This is a genomic window from Brevundimonas sp. M1A4_2e (assembly GCF_053345555.1).
Genome location: NZ_JBKFAI010000009.1, coordinates 22,319 through 39,356, shown reverse-complemented (window position 1 = coordinate 39,356; position 17,038 = coordinate 22,319). Strand labels below are relative to the sequence as shown.

The window sequence follows — 17,038 nt, the reverse complement described above, 5'->3', positions numbered from 1 at the left end:
GATCCCAGCCCCCCCCCCGCTCTCTCCGTAGCGCGCCACTTCGATTTGGAATGTCGGACACTTGAAGTTGGAGCAAAAGCGGCCGGTGGTTGAGGCCACTTAGAGGGGCGTTTGAGGGGCCTTTAAGGCCCCTTTTTCACGTCTGCCGTCCGGTGGCCGGTGATCTTGGACGCGAAGCCAGCGCCCTCGAAATCAGCCGTATGTTCGGCGGTCTCAGTGATCCAGTCGCCGAACATTTCATCACGCAGGCCCAGAACCGTGAACGGCGTCTGCCCCAGGGTTTCGGGGCGGCCGGGCATAGTCAGGTCCACGCCCTTCTGGGCGCGTTGCGACTTCGCCAGTTCGGCCTCGGCCGCCGCCTTGGCCGTCTCCTCAGTCGGAAGATGCTTCGCAGGGTCTTCACCGGATCGCCGGACCCAGCCGTGGCGAACCGCGTCCGCCCCGCCCTGGCGTCGCGCCAGCGGGCGCGGACGGAGCCATGTTCGTCGCGGTCGGCCTCTAGCAGGCTCCAACGGATCAGGTCACCCTTCGCCCGGTCCAGGACGATGCCGGGGAGCGCCTTGGCCCGATACCGACTGGCCGGTGGTTGAGGGAGGGAAGACCAAGCGGCCGCCCTTGAACGCCGCCACCGCACCATGCAGGCGGCTCAAGCGCGTCAGGAAGTGCATGTCCAATTCATTATCCTGGTCGATATGGGCCACGGCGCGGCCGGCCAGGTCGGGCGCGACAGCGGGCGTCAGGCTCTGCTCGGCCGCGATCTTGGCGACGATGGCTCCGATGGTGGTGTCATGCCGCCTTCAGACCCGCCCGCATGTCGGCCGACTTGGCGCAAATGGTCAGGATATCGGGCGGCCCCTCGGGCTGCGTTTCATCTATAGTCGACTGACCCATATAGGCCAGCTCACCGCCCACATAGCCCAGCGACACGCCCAGAACGACCCTCCGCCTCGGCGGCTCGATGACATAGCCCGCATCGTCCAACACGATTTCCAACGTGTCGGCGTCGTCGCCCGAGTTGTCGGTGACGATCCGCATCAAGTGCGACCGGATCACGGCCGAACGATCATTCGCCCCCCACCATCAAGCGAAAGTCGGGCTTCAGTCCCGCAGTTTCAGCCTTCTGCGTTCGGGGGTAGTCGGCAGGTCCGGCAGGGTCACGAGAACACCGGCCGGAAGAACGGGGGCAGGTCCGCCAAGTGCGAGTTGGCGCCCAGGACTGCCTCGGTCGCCTTGCCGGGTGGTGATTTGACGGCTCATGCGGCGCCGCTCTGGGGCTGGGCCTGGTCGGGCGAGGTCTCTGGCGGGACCGCGCCCAGGGAGAGGCGGAAGTCTTCGCGGAGGGGAGCGCCCGAGGCGTCGAACGCACCCTCGCCCGTCCGCCGCTCGACGCGCTCGATCAGGGATTCGCCCCAGACGTTGCCCCGACCGTCCGTCAGCACCTGGGGCTTATGGGTGCGGGCGGCGGCCACAAAGCTATCCACGCGATCCATGGCGTGGCGTTGGCCCGGATAGCAAACGCCTTCAATGTCGATGGTCATGTCTTCGCCCAGCACTCGGCGGCCGGACTACCTCCCGCGCGGTCCATGCGAGCGACGCGGATTTCCAGCGTCTGCGAGAGCTGGCGATAGGAGCCCTCCTCCATGGAGAAGCGGATTTCGCCCAGGGTCATAAGAACGGTGATGGATCAGGCCGCGTCGTGCAGTCGGCGCCGCAGCTCGGCAGCGATGTCTCGGTCGATCCGGCGGCCCGTGGTCTGGTCGCCGCCGCTCTGGACCGAGACGTGGATGGTCAGGGTTTCGATATGGACGCCGCCCGTGCGCGGCCCGGCGGGAGCGGCCGAGGCGGCGGACATTGACGAGGCGGCCGGCTGGGCGATGGCGGGCAAGGCGGCGCCCGCCACAGGCATGGCGCCGACCACGGCCGCGCCGATGGCCGCGACGCGGCGAACCGCCGTCCGGCCGCCGCGATCCAGGCCGAGGGTCAGGCCCGCGATGGTGTCGGCGCCCAGACCCCATGAAGACCCGCGACGGCGACCGGATGCCAAGCCCCGACTTGAACCACCCCACGGCGGGACTGGCCGTCTCCATGACCGCGTTTTTCACGCTGCCTGTCATGGAGCGGATGCCGTTGATCAGGCTCTGAAGGATCATCCCGCCCCAGCCGCTGAACCGCGCCTGAAGGCCGCCGAAGAAACCCGTCAGGCCGGACCATGCGGCCCGGATCGTGTCCATGGGCCGCCACGCCAGGACCGCCCGAATATTGGGGATGCCCATGCGGATGCCCGCCACGAACAGGCCGACCGGCGATAGCTTGAAGGCGATGGCCAGCACCCGGCCAAACTTGCGCCCCGCCTCGGCGGCGCTGGTCACGCTCTTGTCGGCGGCGTCAACTGGCGTCAGCAGGCGGCCGAACCACCCGGCCACCTTGCCGACGCCATCCGCGAAGCCGTCCCATAGAGGCTTGAGCGGGGCGAGCATCGAGCCGATGGCGGACAGCGCCGGGGCGAACGCCTTGCCCAGGGCCTGACCCACGCCGCCGAAGAAGCCTTGATGGGCTCCCAATACTTGCGGACGACCAAGGCCGACGCCGACGACTGCGGCAACGGCGGCCGCCCCGATCAGCACAACAGGATTGGCCAGCGTCGACAGGTTGAAGCCGATGGCGGCGAGACGCATCCGGCCGAAGAGGCCGATGACCTGGGTCGCCCCCGTCTTGAACGCCGCACCGCCGAGGCCCCCAGGGCCGAGCATGGTTTTCGCCATGAACAAGGGTCCGAGGATGCCGACCACGGCGTTGCCAACCGCCCCGGCCAGCCCGGCCACTGCCCAAACGGCGGTCTTGGCCAGGAACGACTCGCTTTCTCCGGCGCGGCTCATCCAGTTGGAGACGGACTCCAGCACGGTCGCCGCCGCGCCAACAGCGGGCGCGAGGATTTTGCCTGCCTCCACGCCCAACTTGTGCGCATTGTTGTAGGTCAGCAGGGTGCGGACCAGGGCGCGGACGCCCATTTCCGGGGACACGTAGACGACGAATTCCGCGTCCGTCTGATCCTTGGCCTGGCCTTGCCAGGTGACGCCGGAGACGCGGCGGATATTGCCGGGATTGTTGTTGCGAACGCCGCGCGTCGGACGGCGAGCCGTTTGGCCCTGGGTCATTTTGGGTGTGGCCCCCGTGACGCGCCGCCCTAGCGCGAGCGCAGGGTCATCAGGCCAAAATGACGGGGGTGGCCACACTCCGAAGAACTTCGGTCCGGGGGCTCAATCCTCGAAAAGATCGAGCGTGTTCTGCTCTTTGAACGCCAGTCCGAGGCGGCGGTTAACCTGGTGGTACAGTTCGACGGTGCGGCGGTGGACGCCCAGCACCTTGGCCGTCTGGCCGTTCGACAGGCCGTCGCGGCGCATCTGGCGCATCGCCTGTTTGCGGCGCTCGACCGACGACAGCTGGCCGAGCGGGATGATGATTCGGTTCGCCACCGCCTTGGCCGGGCAGTTCGGCGACGAGTCCGACAATAAGCTGGCGCGCATGAATATCGAGGTGATGCACTCCATCATCCTGAAGCTCGCCATGGCCGCCGCGACCAGCGACGGCGCTGAAGGTGAAGAGGGCGGGAAGGCCGTCGTTCTGGACGCCGAGGTCATGTTCATGAGCCGGTCACTTCAGGCCGAGTTCAAGAAAGAGGCGATCAAGAAGCTGGACGAGGCCGTCCAGTCCGGCGACGCCGAAGCGGAGGCGATGCGTAGCCAAGCGCATCCTGTTCGGCTGATGGCGGCCGACCGTTGGGCCGACGCTGGCCCCCTGATCAACTTCCACCCGTATCAACGACGCTGGCTGGACGACAAGTCGAGGTTTGAATCCTGTCGCGCGGCGAGCGCCAGGCGAAGGAGGCGATGGAGGCGGCGGTGACCCACGCCTGGACCACGGCCACGGTGACGCGCCGACCCGGCCGCAGGACATGGGCTTGGTGCAACGCATCCTGGACGACGGCGAACTGATCGAACGGGGCCGACCGTCGCAGCGTCTATGTCTTGGAGACCGACGGCCGCCTGGCACCTGGCAGTGCGGACGACCGGCGCGGGAGAGCTGGCGGCGCTGACCCAGTTTGTTTCCAGCGCTCGCGCCACAGACGCCGTGCGTCGTCGCGGCCGGAAAAATCGGAAGTAGGGGGAGCGTGGACGGAGGGTCGCTAGCCCCTCTTGGTTTGACATCACTTGCCGTAATCGTCGGCTGTATCGCACTCCTGTCCATGGCGCCGGAACCGCCGCCCCGTAAGACAAGACCGCCGTCGTCGATGCAAACAATTCACCGACTCAGCCGTCAGCGCGCCTAACCAACGTCAAAGCTGAGGAGGTCCGCCACGACCTTCAACCGCTCCTCCCCCGGCTGGCGAATGGTGAACTTTACCCTGGTCTCCCGAACCCGAAAATCACCCACTGTGAAGACGGCGACACGCTCTGCCAGATGGATCAGTTGATGTTCCTGCGTGAATGGAAGGCCGCGCGCGAAGGCGACTACGCTGCACAGCGCAACGTCGCCTTTTGTTTCCGACGATCATCCACCTGCAGCGTCGTGCCGGATCGGATTCAGGGCTGCGCTTGGCGCGTCATCATCATCGATGCTGCCGACTCCTAAATGCATGAAGGTGATATCTCCAATTTCGAGCTTGAGTGTGGCCAACTCAGTCAGGCTGGACGGATCGCAGCGGACGCCCAAGCCTCCCGCATTAAAGGTTTGATCGAGCAGGCGAGTGGCGAGAATTTAGGTCCCAGTTCGCGCCAACCTGTGAGGGGGGCACCTCGGCCTGAAACCTAGACAGGGCGGGCATTCGCCCAGTTCGACGCGAACTGGGACCACAAGGTCCCGGTTCCGCCGCTTGCGTTTAGGTCCGTCGCGCTCGCTCACCAGCCAATCCAGCCCATCAATCAGGCTTCCCTCAAGCTTGCGTCATGCTGACCTTAGCCCGCCATTGCGGGCGTTTGGGTCGTCCAGGCGCTGGCCTAAGGGCGGCCTAAGGCTTCTTTGCGCCGCCGACCACCGCCGACAAATTGTCTAAGATCAAGTGAGCGAGGTCTGTCTAAATCGGCGTTTCCGTTAGACAACGATTGCGCGCCGACCGCCGACAAATTTTTGAGGGAAAGCCTTGGCCAGTAAAGGTTTGTCCCACGTTGTTCCGCACTGGCCCCCCTTTCTAAACCCTAGTGTCCCCTAACACTCTCCCTCCATGTTGACGTTCTGCAATAAGAGACCTGCCAGTTTATGTTAGCTCTTTACGAAGGGTTTTGCGGGATTTCCCACGACTGTCGTATATGGTGGTACATCTTTAGTTACCACTGCGCCCATGCCGATGACGGCTCCCTTGCCGATTACTAATGGTTTTGAGAGGCTGCCCTGCTTTATTACCACGTTTGTTCCGATGTAGGCGTGGTCATGTATGTGAACATTTCCGTTGCAGTGCACGCTCGGAGCGAATGTTACAAAATCTCCAATTACGCAGTCGTGCGCAACGTAAGAAAAGATGTTTGCGTGGAAAAATCTTCCGATCTTGGTGTTTGATGTAACAATAGTGTTATGACAAAGTATTGCGCCTTCTCCAATTTCATTGAATTCGTCAATTGTACATTTCTTTGAGTTTAGATTAATCGGCTTTGCGCCGTTCATTATGCATTTCGTTGCTATTTTTTCTCGAAGTTTTGAGTCGCCTATTGCGATGTTGAAGAATTTTTCTTTACACGGAATGCTAAAAAAGTGATCTTCGGAGATAACCTTGTAACCATTTATTTCACTGAACTCCGAGTGCATTTCAACGAAATAGAGCTCTATATCGTTATGTCCTGATCCCGGTAGTGAATCTTTATCAACTATAGGCATAACTTCTCGGGCGAATCCTCCCGCGCCGAAAAGACCAAAAATAACCTTGCTATTTTCATTGCCTGTGTCTGGTTGGTGTTTCATTTTTCTTTCCTTAGCAGCGAATCTGTTTGGATGTAATTGTGTAATTTCTTCACTCGTTAGTTGTTGTTGTGAGAATAAATATTCTCCGTTTTGAAGACTAAGATAGCGAACTGTTTGCGATCGAACAGCTAACCTGATTTTCTGGGAAATGGTCCAGAACGAACTACGGCGCTTTTAGTTGACCTATCGATCAGCTCGCTGATCCACCGGGCAGTGTCAATCAATTGGTTCAGATCGTAGCCGGTGGAAAAGCCCGCTCGCTCCAGCATGTAGACCAGATCTTCGGTGGCGATGTTGCCGGTCGCGCCGGGCGCGAAGGGGCAGCCGCCGATGCCGCCGACCGAGGCGTCCAGCACGTCGACGCCGGCCTCGACGCCGGCGTAGGCGTTGGCCAGGCCGGTGTTGCGGGTGTCGTGGAAATGCAGGCGCAGGGTCGCATCCGGCGCGGCCTTTCGGGCGGCCTCGACCTTTTTCGTCACGCTCCACGGATCGCCGACGCCGATGGTGTCGGCCAGGGCGATCTCCTCGACGCCGAGCGCGGCGATGCGGGCGACCAGGTCGCCCACCTGCTGGACTGAAACCTCGCCGTCGAAGGGGCAGCCCCAGACGCAGGACAGGGTGGCGGACAGCTTCGGCGTCGCGCCGGGCGCGCCGTCTGCATTGGCGCGGCCCGCCATGATGGCGGCCAGCATCTGCACCTGCTGGTCGACGGTCAGGCCCTGGTTCTTCAGGCCGAAGCCGTCGGTGGCCGACAGGGCGACGTTGACCTCGTCCACCGCCGTGCCGAGAGCGCGGTCGTAGCCCTTGCCGTTCAAGACGAGGCCGATGCGGCTGCGGCCCTCAAGGCGGGGCAGGGCGGCCATGACCTCTTCGGCGCCCGCCATCTGGGGCACGTATTTGGGGTGGACGAAGCTGACCGCCTCGATGCGTTTCGCCCCGGCCGCCTCCAGCCGCTGGACGAAGTCGGCGCGCACGGCGGGCTCCAGCACCGTCTTCTCGTTCTGCAGGCCGTCGCGCGGGCCGACCTCGACGATCTGGATGAAACGTCCCATCAGCGGGCCCTCCGTTCGCCTGAACCCGCCGGCGCGTAGACGGTCAGGCGCACGTCGTCGCCCGAGGAATAGTTGTGGCCGGTGACCACGCCGACGGCCCGCCCGGCGGCGCCCAGGTCGGCCAGGGCGCGGCGGAAGGCCTCGTCGTCGCGGGCCTCGACGATGGCAGGACGACCCTCGGCCAGGGCGCGAGCGGCGCCGGCGCCGTCGGTGAGCTGGGTGTCCTTGCCGGTCAGGAAGACGAAGCTGGGCTCATGGAAGGTGGTGATGGCCACCGGCCCCGGATAGCGGCCCTGGGCGGGGTTCAGCTCGGCCGAGTCCAGCGTCTGTACCAGGCGGGGCGCGATCGACAGCGGGCGCAGCTGGCGGATGGTCCCTGCCAGGCCCGCATGGGCCAGAATGCCGAAGACGACGGCGATCAGCACCCCGGTGATCGCCGCGCGGTTGACCAGCAGGAAGCCTCCGACCGCCGCGGCCATGACGGCGAAGACGATGGTGACGGTGGCCCAAGTCTGGGCGGTCGAGCGGCCGAACTCGGTCAGGCCGTAGACGGTGATCAGGCAGATGACCACGGCCGCGAACAGGCCCAGCAAGGCGCCAGTCACCCGCGACACCTTGCCAATCGGCTGGGTCAGGGCGGCGGCGGCCAGCAGGGCGATCGCGCCGAAGGTGGGCAGGGTGTAGTGCCACAGCTTGGTCGGGGCCAGTTCGAACATCAGCCAGGCCGGGACCAGCCAGCAGACGGCGAAGCGGATCGCCGGCTCGGCCCGGCGATGCCAGCCCGTCGCCAGGGCGGCGGGCAGCATCAGGGTGACGGGGAACAGCAGCAGCGGCGACAACAGCACATACATGCCGGGGAAGCCGCCGTGGCTTTCGTGCGCGCCCGCGATCTTGGGCGCCAGGTCGCCGCCGATGGCTTCGCGCCAGAAGCCGCCGTCGGTGGCGATGGTGATGGCGATGGCCCAGGGCCCGACCAGCAGGGCCGTCAGCGGCAGGCCCCAGCCCCATCCCAACTGCCCCAGCCATTTGATGTTGCGGTCCCAGATCGACAGGGCGATGACGGCCAGCGCCACGACCAGAAGGCCGATCGGTCCCTTGATCAGGATGGACAGGCCGATCCCGACCCAGAAAAGCAGCTTGTGCAGCCGGTTCGACTTCTCGCCCGCCCGCGTGGACATGTAGATGCGCGCCAGCGCCGCCATCGACAGGGTGGTCAGACCCGCCAGCATGGCGTCGGTCTTGGCGATGCCCGCCTCGGTCGACAGCAGGAAGGTCGCGCCCAGCATCACGCCGGCCAGGAAGCCCGCCCTGTTGCCGAACAGGGCGGCGCCCGCCCAGGCCACGGCCCAGGCCGCCAGCATGGCGCCCAGCAGCGACGGCAGGCGATAGGGCTGGATGGTGCGGTCCTCGACGTCCGAAGTCACGGCCACGGCGGCGGCCTGCATCCAGTAGATGCCGATGGGCTTCTTCCAGCGCGGATCGTCCTGGAAGCGGATGTCGACATAGTCGCCGCCTTCCAGCATCTGGGCCGTCGCCTGGGCGAAGCGGCTCTCGTCCCGGTCCAGCGGCGGCAGCAGCAGCAGGCCGGGCAGGCCGGCGATCAGGGCCAGCAGGGCCGCAAGGACAGGGCCGCGCCAGCCGGCGATGTAATGATCCAGGTTCGGGCGGTTCATGGCGCACTCGTATCACGCCGGACGCGGCGTCCGGAAGCTTCGCCTTGTGCGACGGCTGTGGACGCGCCGTTTCGCCGAGGCGCGGCCTGCGCTAAGGAAGGCCGATGACCGACCGCTCCGCTTCCTCGCCCGACATTTCCGTCGTCGTGCCCGTGCATGATGAATCCGGCGCCGCCGTGCCGCTGGCGCGCGAAATCGCCGAGGCCTTCGCCGGGCGGTCCTATGAGATGATCTTCGTCAACGACGCCAGCCGGGACTCCACCCTGGCCGAGCTGCAGGCGGCGATGGCCGAACTGCCCGCCCTGCGGGTGCTGTCGCACGGAACCAACGCGGGGCAGAGCCGGGCGGTGCGCACCGGCGTCCTGGCCGCGCGGGCGCCGATCATCGTCACCCTGGACGGCGACGGCCAGAACCCGCCCGCCGACGCCCCGCGCCTGGTCGACGCCCTGATCGCCGCCCCGCCCAGCGTCGCCCTGGTCGGCGGCGTGCGCGCCAAGCGTCAGGACAGCAACGCCAAGCGCCAGGCGTCGCTTTGGGCCAACCGCATCCGCAGGAAACTGCTGGGCGACGACGCCGATGACACCGGCTGCGGGCTGAAGGCCTTCCGCCGCGACGTCTTCCTGCGCCTGCCCTACTTCGATCACATCCACCGCTACCTGCCGGCGCTGATGATCCGCGAGGGGTATGAGAACCGCTACCTGGAGGTCGATCACCGCCACCGCGAGACGGGCCGGTCGAAATACACCAACTGGGGCCGGCTGCGGGCGTCCTTCTCGGACCTGCTGGGCGTGATGTGGCTGAAGTCCCGCTCTCGTCGCCCGGGGGCGGTGACGGAGTTCTGAAGCGGCGGCCGGCTCGCTCATGAGCGGCCTGCTCCCACGCCCTTCCCTCCAGCACCCCGTCATCCTCGGGCTTGACCCGAGGATCCAGTTGTCTGCCTACTCAACGGTCGGCCGTGAGCACGCCGCTGTGCTCGATCCTCGGGTCAAGCCCGAGGGTGACGGCGGAGTGTAGGGGACAGTGGGGAGGATGCAGGGACAGTGGGCGGGGGCGCCATCGCCCCCTAGCTGAACGCCAGGAAGATCACCGCCACCACGGTGGCGTCGAACAGGCGGGCGGCGAGGCTGAGAGCGGCGGGCATGGCGCGATCCGAGGACGGTTGAGCCTGGGTCCTCGCAAGTCAGGCGCCAGTCGCCGTCAGATCTCGGTCTTGCGCGCCCGACCCGGCGAGGGGCGCCGGTCGTGCCGTCCTGAATATTCCCGGCCCAGATAGGTGGTGCGCGCCGCGTCCAGCACCTGAGCGCCGCCCTTCAGCCCGCGCTTCTGCCCTGACTGGCCCAGCACCTGAGCGGCGAAGGCGGCGGGCGGCGGGGGCGGGGTGACGGCAGGCTTTGCCGGGGAGGCGGCAGGATCGGCCGCCTGATCCGCCGCTTCGGCCTCGGTCGGGACCAGGGCGCGCGCGCGACGCCGTTCGCGACGGCGACGGTCCTTGTCGCCCCGCTCATCGACCACGGGGTCGTTCATCGGACCCGCCGCGCCGATCGGACGGATCTCGTCCGTCATGCCGGTTCAGTCCTTGGACTGGGCGAGGCGGTCGATCTGAGCCCGCATCTCGTCCATCTGGCGGCGCATCTCGTCCAACGCGGCGTCATCCTTGGCCGGCGCCGGCCTGGCTTCGGCGGGCGACGCCTCCGCCGCTTCGTCTTCGGCGCGGGCGTGGGCGAAGCCGGGGAACATCCGCATGGCGCGCTCGAACATGGCCATGTTCTGGCGCACGGCTTCTTCCATCAGATTGCCGCCGGGCGCGGCGGAGAAGGCGCGGGTGAACTGGCCGCGCAACTGCTCCTGCTGGCGGGTGAAGCTGTCCAGCGACATCTCCAGATAGGACGGCAGCACCCCTTGCATGGAGTTGCCGTAAAAGCCGATCAGCTGACGCAGGAACTGCACCGGCAGCAGGGCCTCGCCCCGGCTCTCTTCCTCGAAGATGATCTGGGTCAGGATCTGGCGCGTCAGATCGTCGTTGGTCTTGGCGTCATGGACGGTGAATTCCACGCCTTCGCGCACCATCCGCGCCAGATCGTCCAGCGTCACATAGGCGCTGGTGGCGGTGTTATAGAGCCGCCGGTTCGCATATTTCTTGATGACGACCATGCCGTCACGGGTTTTTCCGCCCTCGGATTTCTTGTCGGCCACGCTTGTTCTCGCGATGTTGCATCGCCGCACTATCACGCGTTGTGGCCGCGAAGGCGAGTCCCGCAGCGCCAGGCGCGGCAAGGAGGCGTAGCGGCGGCGAAATCCCGCTTGCGGCGAACGGATCCATCGTAGGAAAGAGGCCGGACCCGGCGGCTTGCTGTTCGACCTGAGGAGGCGGCCATCTTTCGTGGTGCGATACTGGTGGCTGGCGGCGCTGGATATATTGGCTCGTACGTCTGCAAGGCTTTTGCGGCCGAGGGCTACCTGCCGGCGGCCCTGGACAATCTCTCCAGCGGCCACGCCAGTGCGGTTCGTTTGGGGCCTCTGGTTCAGGCGGATATCGCCGATCGCGACGCCGTCGCCCGCGCCGTTCAGGCGCACAATACCGTTGGGGCGCTGCATTTCGCAGTCAAGAGCCTGGTCGGCGAGTTCGTGCGGGATCCTCTGAAGTATTATCGAGAGAATGTAGGCAAGGGCGTCGCCCTGCTTGAGTTTCTGCAAGCGACGAGCGTCGGGACCATCCTGTTTTCTTCGACCGCGGCGGTCTACGGCAGTCCCGCCGAGCTTGCGCCGATTAGGGACGACGACTCGACGCGACCGATCACCCCCTATGGGGCCAGCAAGCTGGCGTTCGAGGAGGTGCTGCGCAGCAGCGCGCGCGTCGGGCGGGCGTTGCGCCGCCCTGCGCTATTTCAACGCGGCGGGTACCGACAGCGAAGGCGAGCTGGGCGAGGATCATGATCCCGAAACCCATCTGATCCCGCTGCTCGTCAGGGCCTCGCGGGGCGAGGCGCCGCCTCTGACGGCTTTCGGGGGAAGATTTCACAATACGCGCAACGGCACCCCGATCCGGGACTACGTGCATGTCGAAGACCTAGCTGCGGCGTATCTTCTGGTGCTGGAGCAGTTGTTCCAGGGGCAGACCGACCTAGTGTTAAACGCGGGCGCCGGCGGGCGCGTCTCTGTGCGCGCAGTGCTTCAGGCCGCACAGAATTGCCTGGGCCGTCGCGTTCCAGCGGTGGTCGGCGCACGACGCGAGGGCGATCCGCCGATGCTGGTGGCGGACACCAGCCGTCTGACAAGGCAGGGGTGGGCGCCGCGCAAGAGCCTCCAGGACATGATCATCAGCGCGGCCCTGTGGCGTGAAAAGACTCCGCCGGTCGTCTCGCCTAGGACCCGACCAGAACCACGCCGATCAAGATGGCGGCCCAGTGGACGCCCGCGCCCGTCACCACAAAGCCATGCCAGATGGCGCGGCGGAACTTCACCTTCTGGCTGACGAAGACCAAGACGCCGGACGTGTAGATCAGCCCGCCCACGACCAGCAGGCTCAGTGCCAGCGGGTGCACCGTCTCGATCATCGGCTTGAGCGCGAACACCGCCACCCAGCCGAACAGGACGTAGATCACGCTCCAGAAGGCGTCCGACAGGCGCGGCGCCAGCATCTTCACCGCTGCGCCGACCAAAGCCATCGTCCAGACGGCGGCGGTGAACCCGACCGACCAGGCCCCCTCGAAGCGCACCGCCGTGAACGGCGTGTAGCTGCCCGCGATCATCAGGAAGATGGCCGCCTCGTCCAGCCGCCGCAGCACGGGCCGCGCCGCGCAGGGATGGGTCAGGTTGTAGACGGTCGAGGCCGTCAGCATGGCCACCAGGCAAAGAGCGTAGATCGCCGTTGAAACCGCGGCGCCGACGCCTGCATAGACGCTGGCCAGCACCGCCAGCACCACGCCGCCCGCCACCGCCAGGGCCAGCCCGATCAGGTGAACCCACAGGTCGGCCATGCGCTCGGCGCGCGTCTGATAATGCTCGATCATGTCGAGTTCGTCGGGGGTGCAGATGCGGCGGGCCAGATGTTTCAGCATGGACGAACTCTCAACAGGGCGACGTCTCCTTCCCTGTTTCAAAGCGCGGCTGCCGCCATCGTTCCCGGCTCTTGCTGCGGCGCGGCGATGACGTTTTGCTGATTGCTGCATCGCAACAGGTGACGGCCGCGGCCGAATGCGGCACGACCCGGCCAAGATTTCTCCAGGGAGTGAATAAAAATGACCGACGTCGTCGTCGTCTCCGCCGCCCGCACGCCGGTCGGCTCCTTCCTCGGCGCCTTGTCGACCCTGCCGGCCTCCAAGCTGGGCGAGGTCGCCATCAAGGCGGCGCTGGAGCGCGCGGGCGTGGCCGCCGCTGATGTGGATGAGGTGATCCTGGGCCAGGTGCTGCAGGCCGGCGCGGGCCAGGGCCCGGCGCGTCAGGCCGCCATCGGCGCCGGTCTGGCCAATGAGACTCCGGCCTGGAGCCTGAACCAGCTGTGCGGGTCGGGCCTGCGCGCCGTCGCCTTGGCCTATCAGCAGATCGTGCAGGGCGACGCGAAGATCGTCGTCGCCGGCGGTCAGGAGAGCATGAGCCAGTCGCCGCACGCCCAGCACCTGCGCACGGGTCAGAAGATGGGCGACCTGGCGCTCAAGGACACCATGATCCTGGACGGCCTGACCGACGCCTTCCACGGCTATCACATGGGCCAGACGGCCGAGAACATCGCCGAGAAATGGTCGATCGACCGCGCGGCTCAGGACAATTTCGCCGTCGCTTCCCAGAACAAGGCCGAGGCCGCGCAGAAGGCGGGCAAGTTCGTCGATGAAATCGCGCCCGTGACGATCTCCACGCGCAAGGGCGACGTGGTGGTCGATCAGGACGAGTACATCCGCCACGGCGCCACCCTCGAGGCGATGCAGAAGCTGAAGCCGGCCTTCGACAAGGACGGCACGGTGACGGCGGCCAACGCCTCGGGCATCAACGACGGCGCAGCGGCGCTGGTGCTGATGAGCGCCGATGAAGCCAAGGCGCGCGGTCTGGAGCCGCTGGCCCGCATCGCGTCGTGGGCCACGGCGGGCGTCGATCCGGCCCTCATGGGCACGGGCCCGATTCCGGCCTCGAAAAAGGCGCTGGAGAAGGCCGGTTGGACCGTCGCCGATCTGGACCTGATCGAATCCAACGAGGCCTTCGCCGCCCAGTCGCTGTGCGTGGTCAAGGAGCTGGGCCTCGACCCGGCCAAGGTCAACGTCAACGGCGGCGCCATCGCCATCGGCCACCCCATCGGCGCGTCGGGCGCCCGCGTGCTGACCACCCTGCTGCACGAGATGAAGCGGTCGGGCGCCAAGAAGGGTCTGGCCACCCTCTGCATCGGCGGCGGCATGGGCGTGGCCTTGTGTGTCGAACGCTGACGAGCGATGCTGTGTGTGTTGCGGAATTCGTTGGCGAATTTTCTCAAATGGGCTAATTGGTAAGTGCCTTTCTCGGAATCTAAGTACTGATGAAAATACTTGTTGCCGCCCACCAAGATAAATTTTTTCAGAAACCGATTGACAGGCTTTCAGATGCGCTGCGGGGGCTAGGGCATGAGGCTGAAGCATTCCTGTTCCCGTTTAATGTCGTAAGTCCCAATATAACGCCCCAATTTTTTGGCCTCCGCCTTATGGAATTAAATTGCTGGAGCGATGTATTTTTATCTCTTAGTCCCATTACTGATGTGGCGCTTCATAGGCAAAAGATAATCTGGCGAATAGGCGATGATCTTGTATCCAAGGCAGGCTCATCGCCTCTCAATTTTGCGGCCATGGATGCGGCGGTTGCGGAGGCGCGTGCTGTTTTCTGTGCGGCGAAAAGGACCCAGCGTGCGATGAAGGAAGTTGGCGTACCTGCGAGATTATTGCCGTTTCCCTCCGATGACGATGCTGCCTGGAGAAACGCCGCAAATAGCCTAGTGCAGGCGGCTGGGCTTATTTCGGGGGTCGCATGAAGGTCGCCGTCATCAACGGACAAGTGCCATTTGTTTGGGGCGGCGCTGAGGAGATGGCCGCTAATGTTGTTAAGGAAATGCGGCGCAGAGCAATTGATGCGGATCTTGTCCGGATTCCTATGCGATGGGAGCCGCCTGCGCGTCTGGCAACCGAAATGCAAATTAGCCAGATGCTGGACTTGGATCACTATGACATAGTGGTCGGTTCGAAGTTTCCGAACTACGGCATTCAGCATCGTAATATGCGTATATGGCTCGTTCATCAATATCGTCAGGCTTATGATCTCTGGGATGCCGGGCAAAGCAATATCCCAAATGACGATGCAGGCGTTGCTCTTCGCGATCAAATACGTCGGTTCGACGCCGAGGCTTTCGCTCGCGCGAAACAAATCGCGTGCATTGCTCGCCCGGTAAGTGAGCGTCTAAGCACGTATATGGGTATTGATGCCCCAATTAACCCCCTGCCTGTAAATGATGAACATCTATTTAGCGACAGCGGTAGTGAGGGGTATATTTTCGCGGGTGGCAGAGTAAATGGCGCTAAGCGCCAAGCGATGATAATCGATGCGATGGCGCACGTCAGATCTAATGTGAAGCTGATTGTTGCGGGTCCTCCTGAGAACGAGGCTGACGCAGTTGCCTTGATACGTAAGGTGGAAAGCCATGACCTGAAGGATCGAGTGAAGCTCGACTTTGGATTTCTTCCCAGGGAGACGATTGCGAGCTACGTTAACAACGCGCTAGCCTGCGTCTACATACCATTCCTTGAGGACTCTTATGGTTATGTAACGGTTGAGGCGTATCTTTCATCCAAACCGGTGATCACCACCACCGACTCGGGTGGGGTTCTGGAGATCGTGAAGCACGGGGTGACGGGGCACGTTGTCCACCCTGACCCGGAAAGCCTTGCCCATTCTTTCGATGAGATGTTCGCGAACGCCCAGACCGCGCGGGATCTGGGAGCAGCGGGTCGAGCGGCCTGGCGCTCGCTAGGCTTCAACTGGGATAATTCCATCGCCGCGATTTTGGGTTCCTGAGATATGCCGTTGATCGTTTGGGTTACGCCCGTAAGCAAAAAGTCGGCTATAGCGCAGTTTAGCCAGATAATCGTTGATGAACTTGTCCGTCGCAATCAGAATGTGGTGGTCGTATCTTCTGACATGGGGGCTATTGGGGAGTCTCTGTTTGACGACTGTGTTCATTACGGCGATTCTGAAACGCTCCGCGCATTAAGCGATAGTGGCGCGAAGTTTATATATAACGTGGGGAACAACTACGGCTATCACGGCGGCGTAATCGAGATTTGCGAAAAGTTTCCCGGCGTAGGTGTCTTCCACGACGTATACTATTATGATCTTTTTTATGGGTGGATCAGGTCGTTGAGCCTGGACGCTCATGATGAGTTCTTGGCCGATATCTATGGTGCCTCGGTGCCACTTGATTTGCGTTTGGTGGAGGATGTGCTTGCTCATCGCGCCGAACATTTCCCTATGCTCGAATGGGTCGCGCCTAAGTTCAGTTCTATTATTACGCATTCAAGATTCGCCGCTCATCGCATGAAGCGGCTCGTTCTCGGACCGGTGAGTTTCGTGCCTCTGGCGTATAAAGCGCCCATTCAAACAGCTGCGTCCGACGTCGACGAAAAATCATGCGTTAGCGACAAGATGATCGTTTCAACGTTCGGTGACGCAAATTCTAATAAGAGAATCGAATCCGTAATTCGCGGGATTGCTAGTTCGGATATTCTGAAAAGACGCATTCAATATAATCTTGTTGGCTCTATTTCCGATGCTTATAAAAGCAAGCTTATCGATTTCGCTACCGATCTCGGAGTGGATCTGATTGTTATGGGACGGGTTTCGCCGGACGATTACGCTCGGCATATGAACGCCACGGCGGTGGTGTGTTGTCTGAGGTACCCTCCGACGGAAAGTGCATCGGCGACTCTTGTGGAGTCTCTGCTATCCGAAAAGCTCACGCTGGTTACAGATATCGGATGCTATTCGGATGTACCAGACGATCTGGTAGTCAAGGTTTCTTGGGATGACGAGGTCCGAGGTCTTGCCCATGGAATGAGGCTGGCTCTCGAGAATCCTGAGTTTGCTGATCTAACTGGCCGGAATGCTCGCAAATGGGCGGAGCAGACCTATTCTGTCGATACTTATGTCGATGGTGTCGAGGCGCATCTAGGCGCTCAATCCGCTAGGCGTGAGAATCTCGTCATTTGGCAACGAACCAGAGACTTGCTGAAAGTCATCTGCGTGGGCGACCGCGATGAAGAGACCTTGTCATTGCTTGTGGAGAACATCAGGAATTTCGAAATCCTTGATGCATCATCATCGGTCGGCGTAGCCTAGAAGAACGCGCTAGAATATAGT

20 protein-coding genes are annotated in these 17,038 nt (G+C 63.5%); 9 read left to right on the top strand and 11 right to left on the bottom strand.

All coding sequences use genetic code 11. The features are described 5' to 3' along the window. Window positions 1-122: 122 nt before the first annotated feature. The 5 genes from ACLBV5_RS14755 to ACLBV5_RS14735 form a co-directional block, all read right to left on the bottom strand. The gene (locus ACLBV5_RS14755; RefSeq protein WP_278069828.1) at window positions 123-512 is read right to left on the bottom strand and encodes a hypothetical protein; all 390 of its coding nucleotides are present in this window, start codon (window positions 510-512) and stop codon (window positions 123-125) included. Window positions 513-786: 274 nt separating this feature from the next. Further along, the gene (locus ACLBV5_RS14750; RefSeq protein ID WP_447606133.1) at window positions 787-1,053 is read right to left on the bottom strand and encodes a hypothetical protein; all 267 of its coding nucleotides are present in this window, start codon (window positions 1,051-1,053) and stop codon (window positions 787-789) included. Window positions 1,054-1,253: 200 nt separating this feature from the next. Beyond that, window positions 1,254-1,538: a phage tail protein gene (locus ACLBV5_RS14745; RefSeq protein ID WP_278069826.1), complete on the bottom strand. Its 285-nt coding sequence runs from the start codon at window positions 1,536-1,538 to the stop codon at window positions 1,254-1,256. 27 nt (window positions 1,539-1,565) lie between these two features. Further along, window positions 1,566-3,155: a hypothetical protein gene (locus ACLBV5_RS14740; protein WP_447606132.1), complete on the bottom strand. Its 1,590-nt coding sequence runs from the start codon at window positions 3,153-3,155 to the stop codon at window positions 1,566-1,568. Between the two features lie 102 nt (window positions 3,156-3,257). After that, window positions 3,258-3,473: a helix-turn-helix domain-containing protein gene (locus ACLBV5_RS14735; RefSeq protein WP_278069824.1), complete on the bottom strand. Its 216-nt coding sequence runs from the start codon at window positions 3,471-3,473 to the stop codon at window positions 3,258-3,260. Here ACLBV5_RS14735 and ACLBV5_RS14730 point away from each other — a divergent pair. Both ACLBV5_RS14730 and ACLBV5_RS14725 read left to right on the top strand, forming a co-directional pair. Further along, complete coding sequence (locus ACLBV5_RS14730) at window positions 3,454-3,903, top strand: hypothetical protein (RefSeq protein ID WP_303705766.1); 450 nt, start codon at window positions 3,454-3,456, stop codon at window positions 3,901-3,903. The genes ACLBV5_RS14735 and ACLBV5_RS14730 overlap by 20 nt on opposite strands. 555 nt (window positions 3,904-4,458) lie before the next feature. After that, the gene (locus tag ACLBV5_RS14725; protein WP_447606131.1) at window positions 4,459-4,629 is read left to right on the top strand and encodes a hypothetical protein; all 171 of its coding nucleotides are present in this window, start codon (window positions 4,459-4,461) and stop codon (window positions 4,627-4,629) included. A gap of 627 nt (window positions 4,630-5,256) precedes the next feature. On the opposite strand, the gene ACLBV5_RS14720 is transcribed toward ACLBV5_RS14725, so the two are convergent. From ACLBV5_RS14720 to ACLBV5_RS14710, 3 genes are all read right to left on the bottom strand, one after another. Beyond that, on the bottom strand, window positions 5,257-5,949 hold the full coding sequence (locus tag ACLBV5_RS14720) for an acetyltransferase (protein ID WP_278069821.1): 693 nt from the start codon (window positions 5,947-5,949) through the stop codon (window positions 5,257-5,259). Window positions 5,950-6,077: 128 nt separating this feature from the next. Continuing rightward, window positions 6,078-7,001 carry a hydroxymethylglutaryl-CoA lyase gene (locus tag ACLBV5_RS14715; protein WP_447606130.1) on the bottom strand — a complete coding sequence of 308 codons (924 nt, stop codon included), beginning with the start codon at window positions 6,999-7,001 and terminating at the stop codon, window positions 6,078-6,080. Continuing rightward, window positions 7,001-8,674 (bottom strand): ArnT family glycosyltransferase, encoded by a 1,674-nt coding sequence (locus tag ACLBV5_RS14710; protein ID WP_303705765.1) that lies wholly within the window; start codon window positions 8,672-8,674, stop codon window positions 7,001-7,003. The genes ACLBV5_RS14715 and ACLBV5_RS14710 overlap by 1 nt, the downstream gene beginning before the upstream one ends. Window positions 8,675-8,778: 104 nt before the next feature. Here ACLBV5_RS14710 and ACLBV5_RS14705 point away from each other — a divergent pair, with 104 nt between their 5' ends. Continuing rightward, a complete protein-coding gene (locus tag ACLBV5_RS14705) occupies window positions 8,779-9,516 on the top strand; it encodes a glycosyltransferase family 2 protein (protein ID WP_025978661.1) in 738 nt (245 codons plus the stop codon). A 355-nt stretch (window positions 9,517-9,871) separates the two neighbouring features. Here the strand turns inward: ACLBV5_RS14705 and ACLBV5_RS14700 are convergent, their stop codons facing one another. Next, entirely contained in the window at window positions 9,872-10,237 is a 366-nt protein-coding gene (locus ACLBV5_RS14700) for a hypothetical protein (RefSeq protein WP_447606129.1), read from the bottom strand. A 6-nt stretch (window positions 10,238-10,243) separates the two neighbouring features. Further along, window positions 10,244-10,867: a polyhydroxyalkanoate synthesis repressor PhaR gene (gene phaR / locus ACLBV5_RS14695; protein WP_376787718.1), complete on the bottom strand. Its 624-nt coding sequence runs from the start codon at window positions 10,865-10,867 to the stop codon at window positions 10,244-10,246. 201 nt (window positions 10,868-11,068) lie between these two features. On the opposite strand from phaR, the gene ACLBV5_RS14690 reads away from it, so the two are divergent. After that, entirely contained in the window at window positions 11,069-11,608 is a 540-nt protein-coding gene (locus ACLBV5_RS14690) for an NAD-dependent epimerase/dehydratase family protein (protein WP_447606128.1), read from the top strand. Continuing rightward, a complete protein-coding gene (locus ACLBV5_RS14685) occupies window positions 11,550-12,146 on the top strand; it encodes an NAD-dependent epimerase/dehydratase family protein (RefSeq protein WP_447606150.1) in 597 nt (198 codons plus the stop codon). Before ACLBV5_RS14690 ends, ACLBV5_RS14685 begins: the two co-directional genes overlap by 59 nt. Here ACLBV5_RS14685 and trhA read toward each other — a convergent pair. Beyond that, entirely contained in the window at window positions 12,037-12,732 is a 696-nt protein-coding gene (gene trhA / locus ACLBV5_RS14680) for a PAQR family membrane homeostasis protein TrhA (protein WP_278069817.1), read from the bottom strand. The two genes, ACLBV5_RS14685 and trhA, sit on opposite strands and share 110 nt — an antisense overlap. 180 nt (window positions 12,733-12,912) lie before the next feature. Between trhA and ACLBV5_RS14675 the strand changes: the two genes are divergently transcribed. The 4 genes from ACLBV5_RS14675 (at window position 12,913) to ACLBV5_RS14660 (ending at window position 17,017) form a co-directional block, all read left to right on the top strand. Next, the gene (locus tag ACLBV5_RS14675; protein WP_278069816.1) at window positions 12,913-14,085 is read left to right on the top strand and encodes an acetyl-CoA C-acetyltransferase; all 1,173 of its coding nucleotides are present in this window, start codon (window positions 12,913-12,915) and stop codon (window positions 14,083-14,085) included. An 89-nt stretch (window positions 14,086-14,174) separates the two neighbouring features. Beyond that, window positions 14,175-14,660 (top strand): hypothetical protein, encoded by a 486-nt coding sequence (locus ACLBV5_RS14670; RefSeq protein ID WP_278069815.1) that lies wholly within the window; start codon window positions 14,175-14,177, stop codon window positions 14,658-14,660. After that, window positions 14,657-15,697 (top strand): glycosyltransferase family 4 protein, encoded by a 1,041-nt coding sequence (locus ACLBV5_RS14665; protein WP_278069814.1) that lies wholly within the window; start codon window positions 14,657-14,659, stop codon window positions 15,695-15,697. Before ACLBV5_RS14670 ends, ACLBV5_RS14665 begins: the two co-directional genes overlap by 4 nt. 3 nt (window positions 15,698-15,700) lie before the next feature. After that, entirely contained in the window at window positions 15,701-17,017 is a 1,317-nt protein-coding gene (locus ACLBV5_RS14660; RefSeq protein ID WP_447606127.1) for a glycosyltransferase, read from the top strand. The last annotated feature ends 21 nt before the right edge of the window (window positions 17,018-17,038 follow it).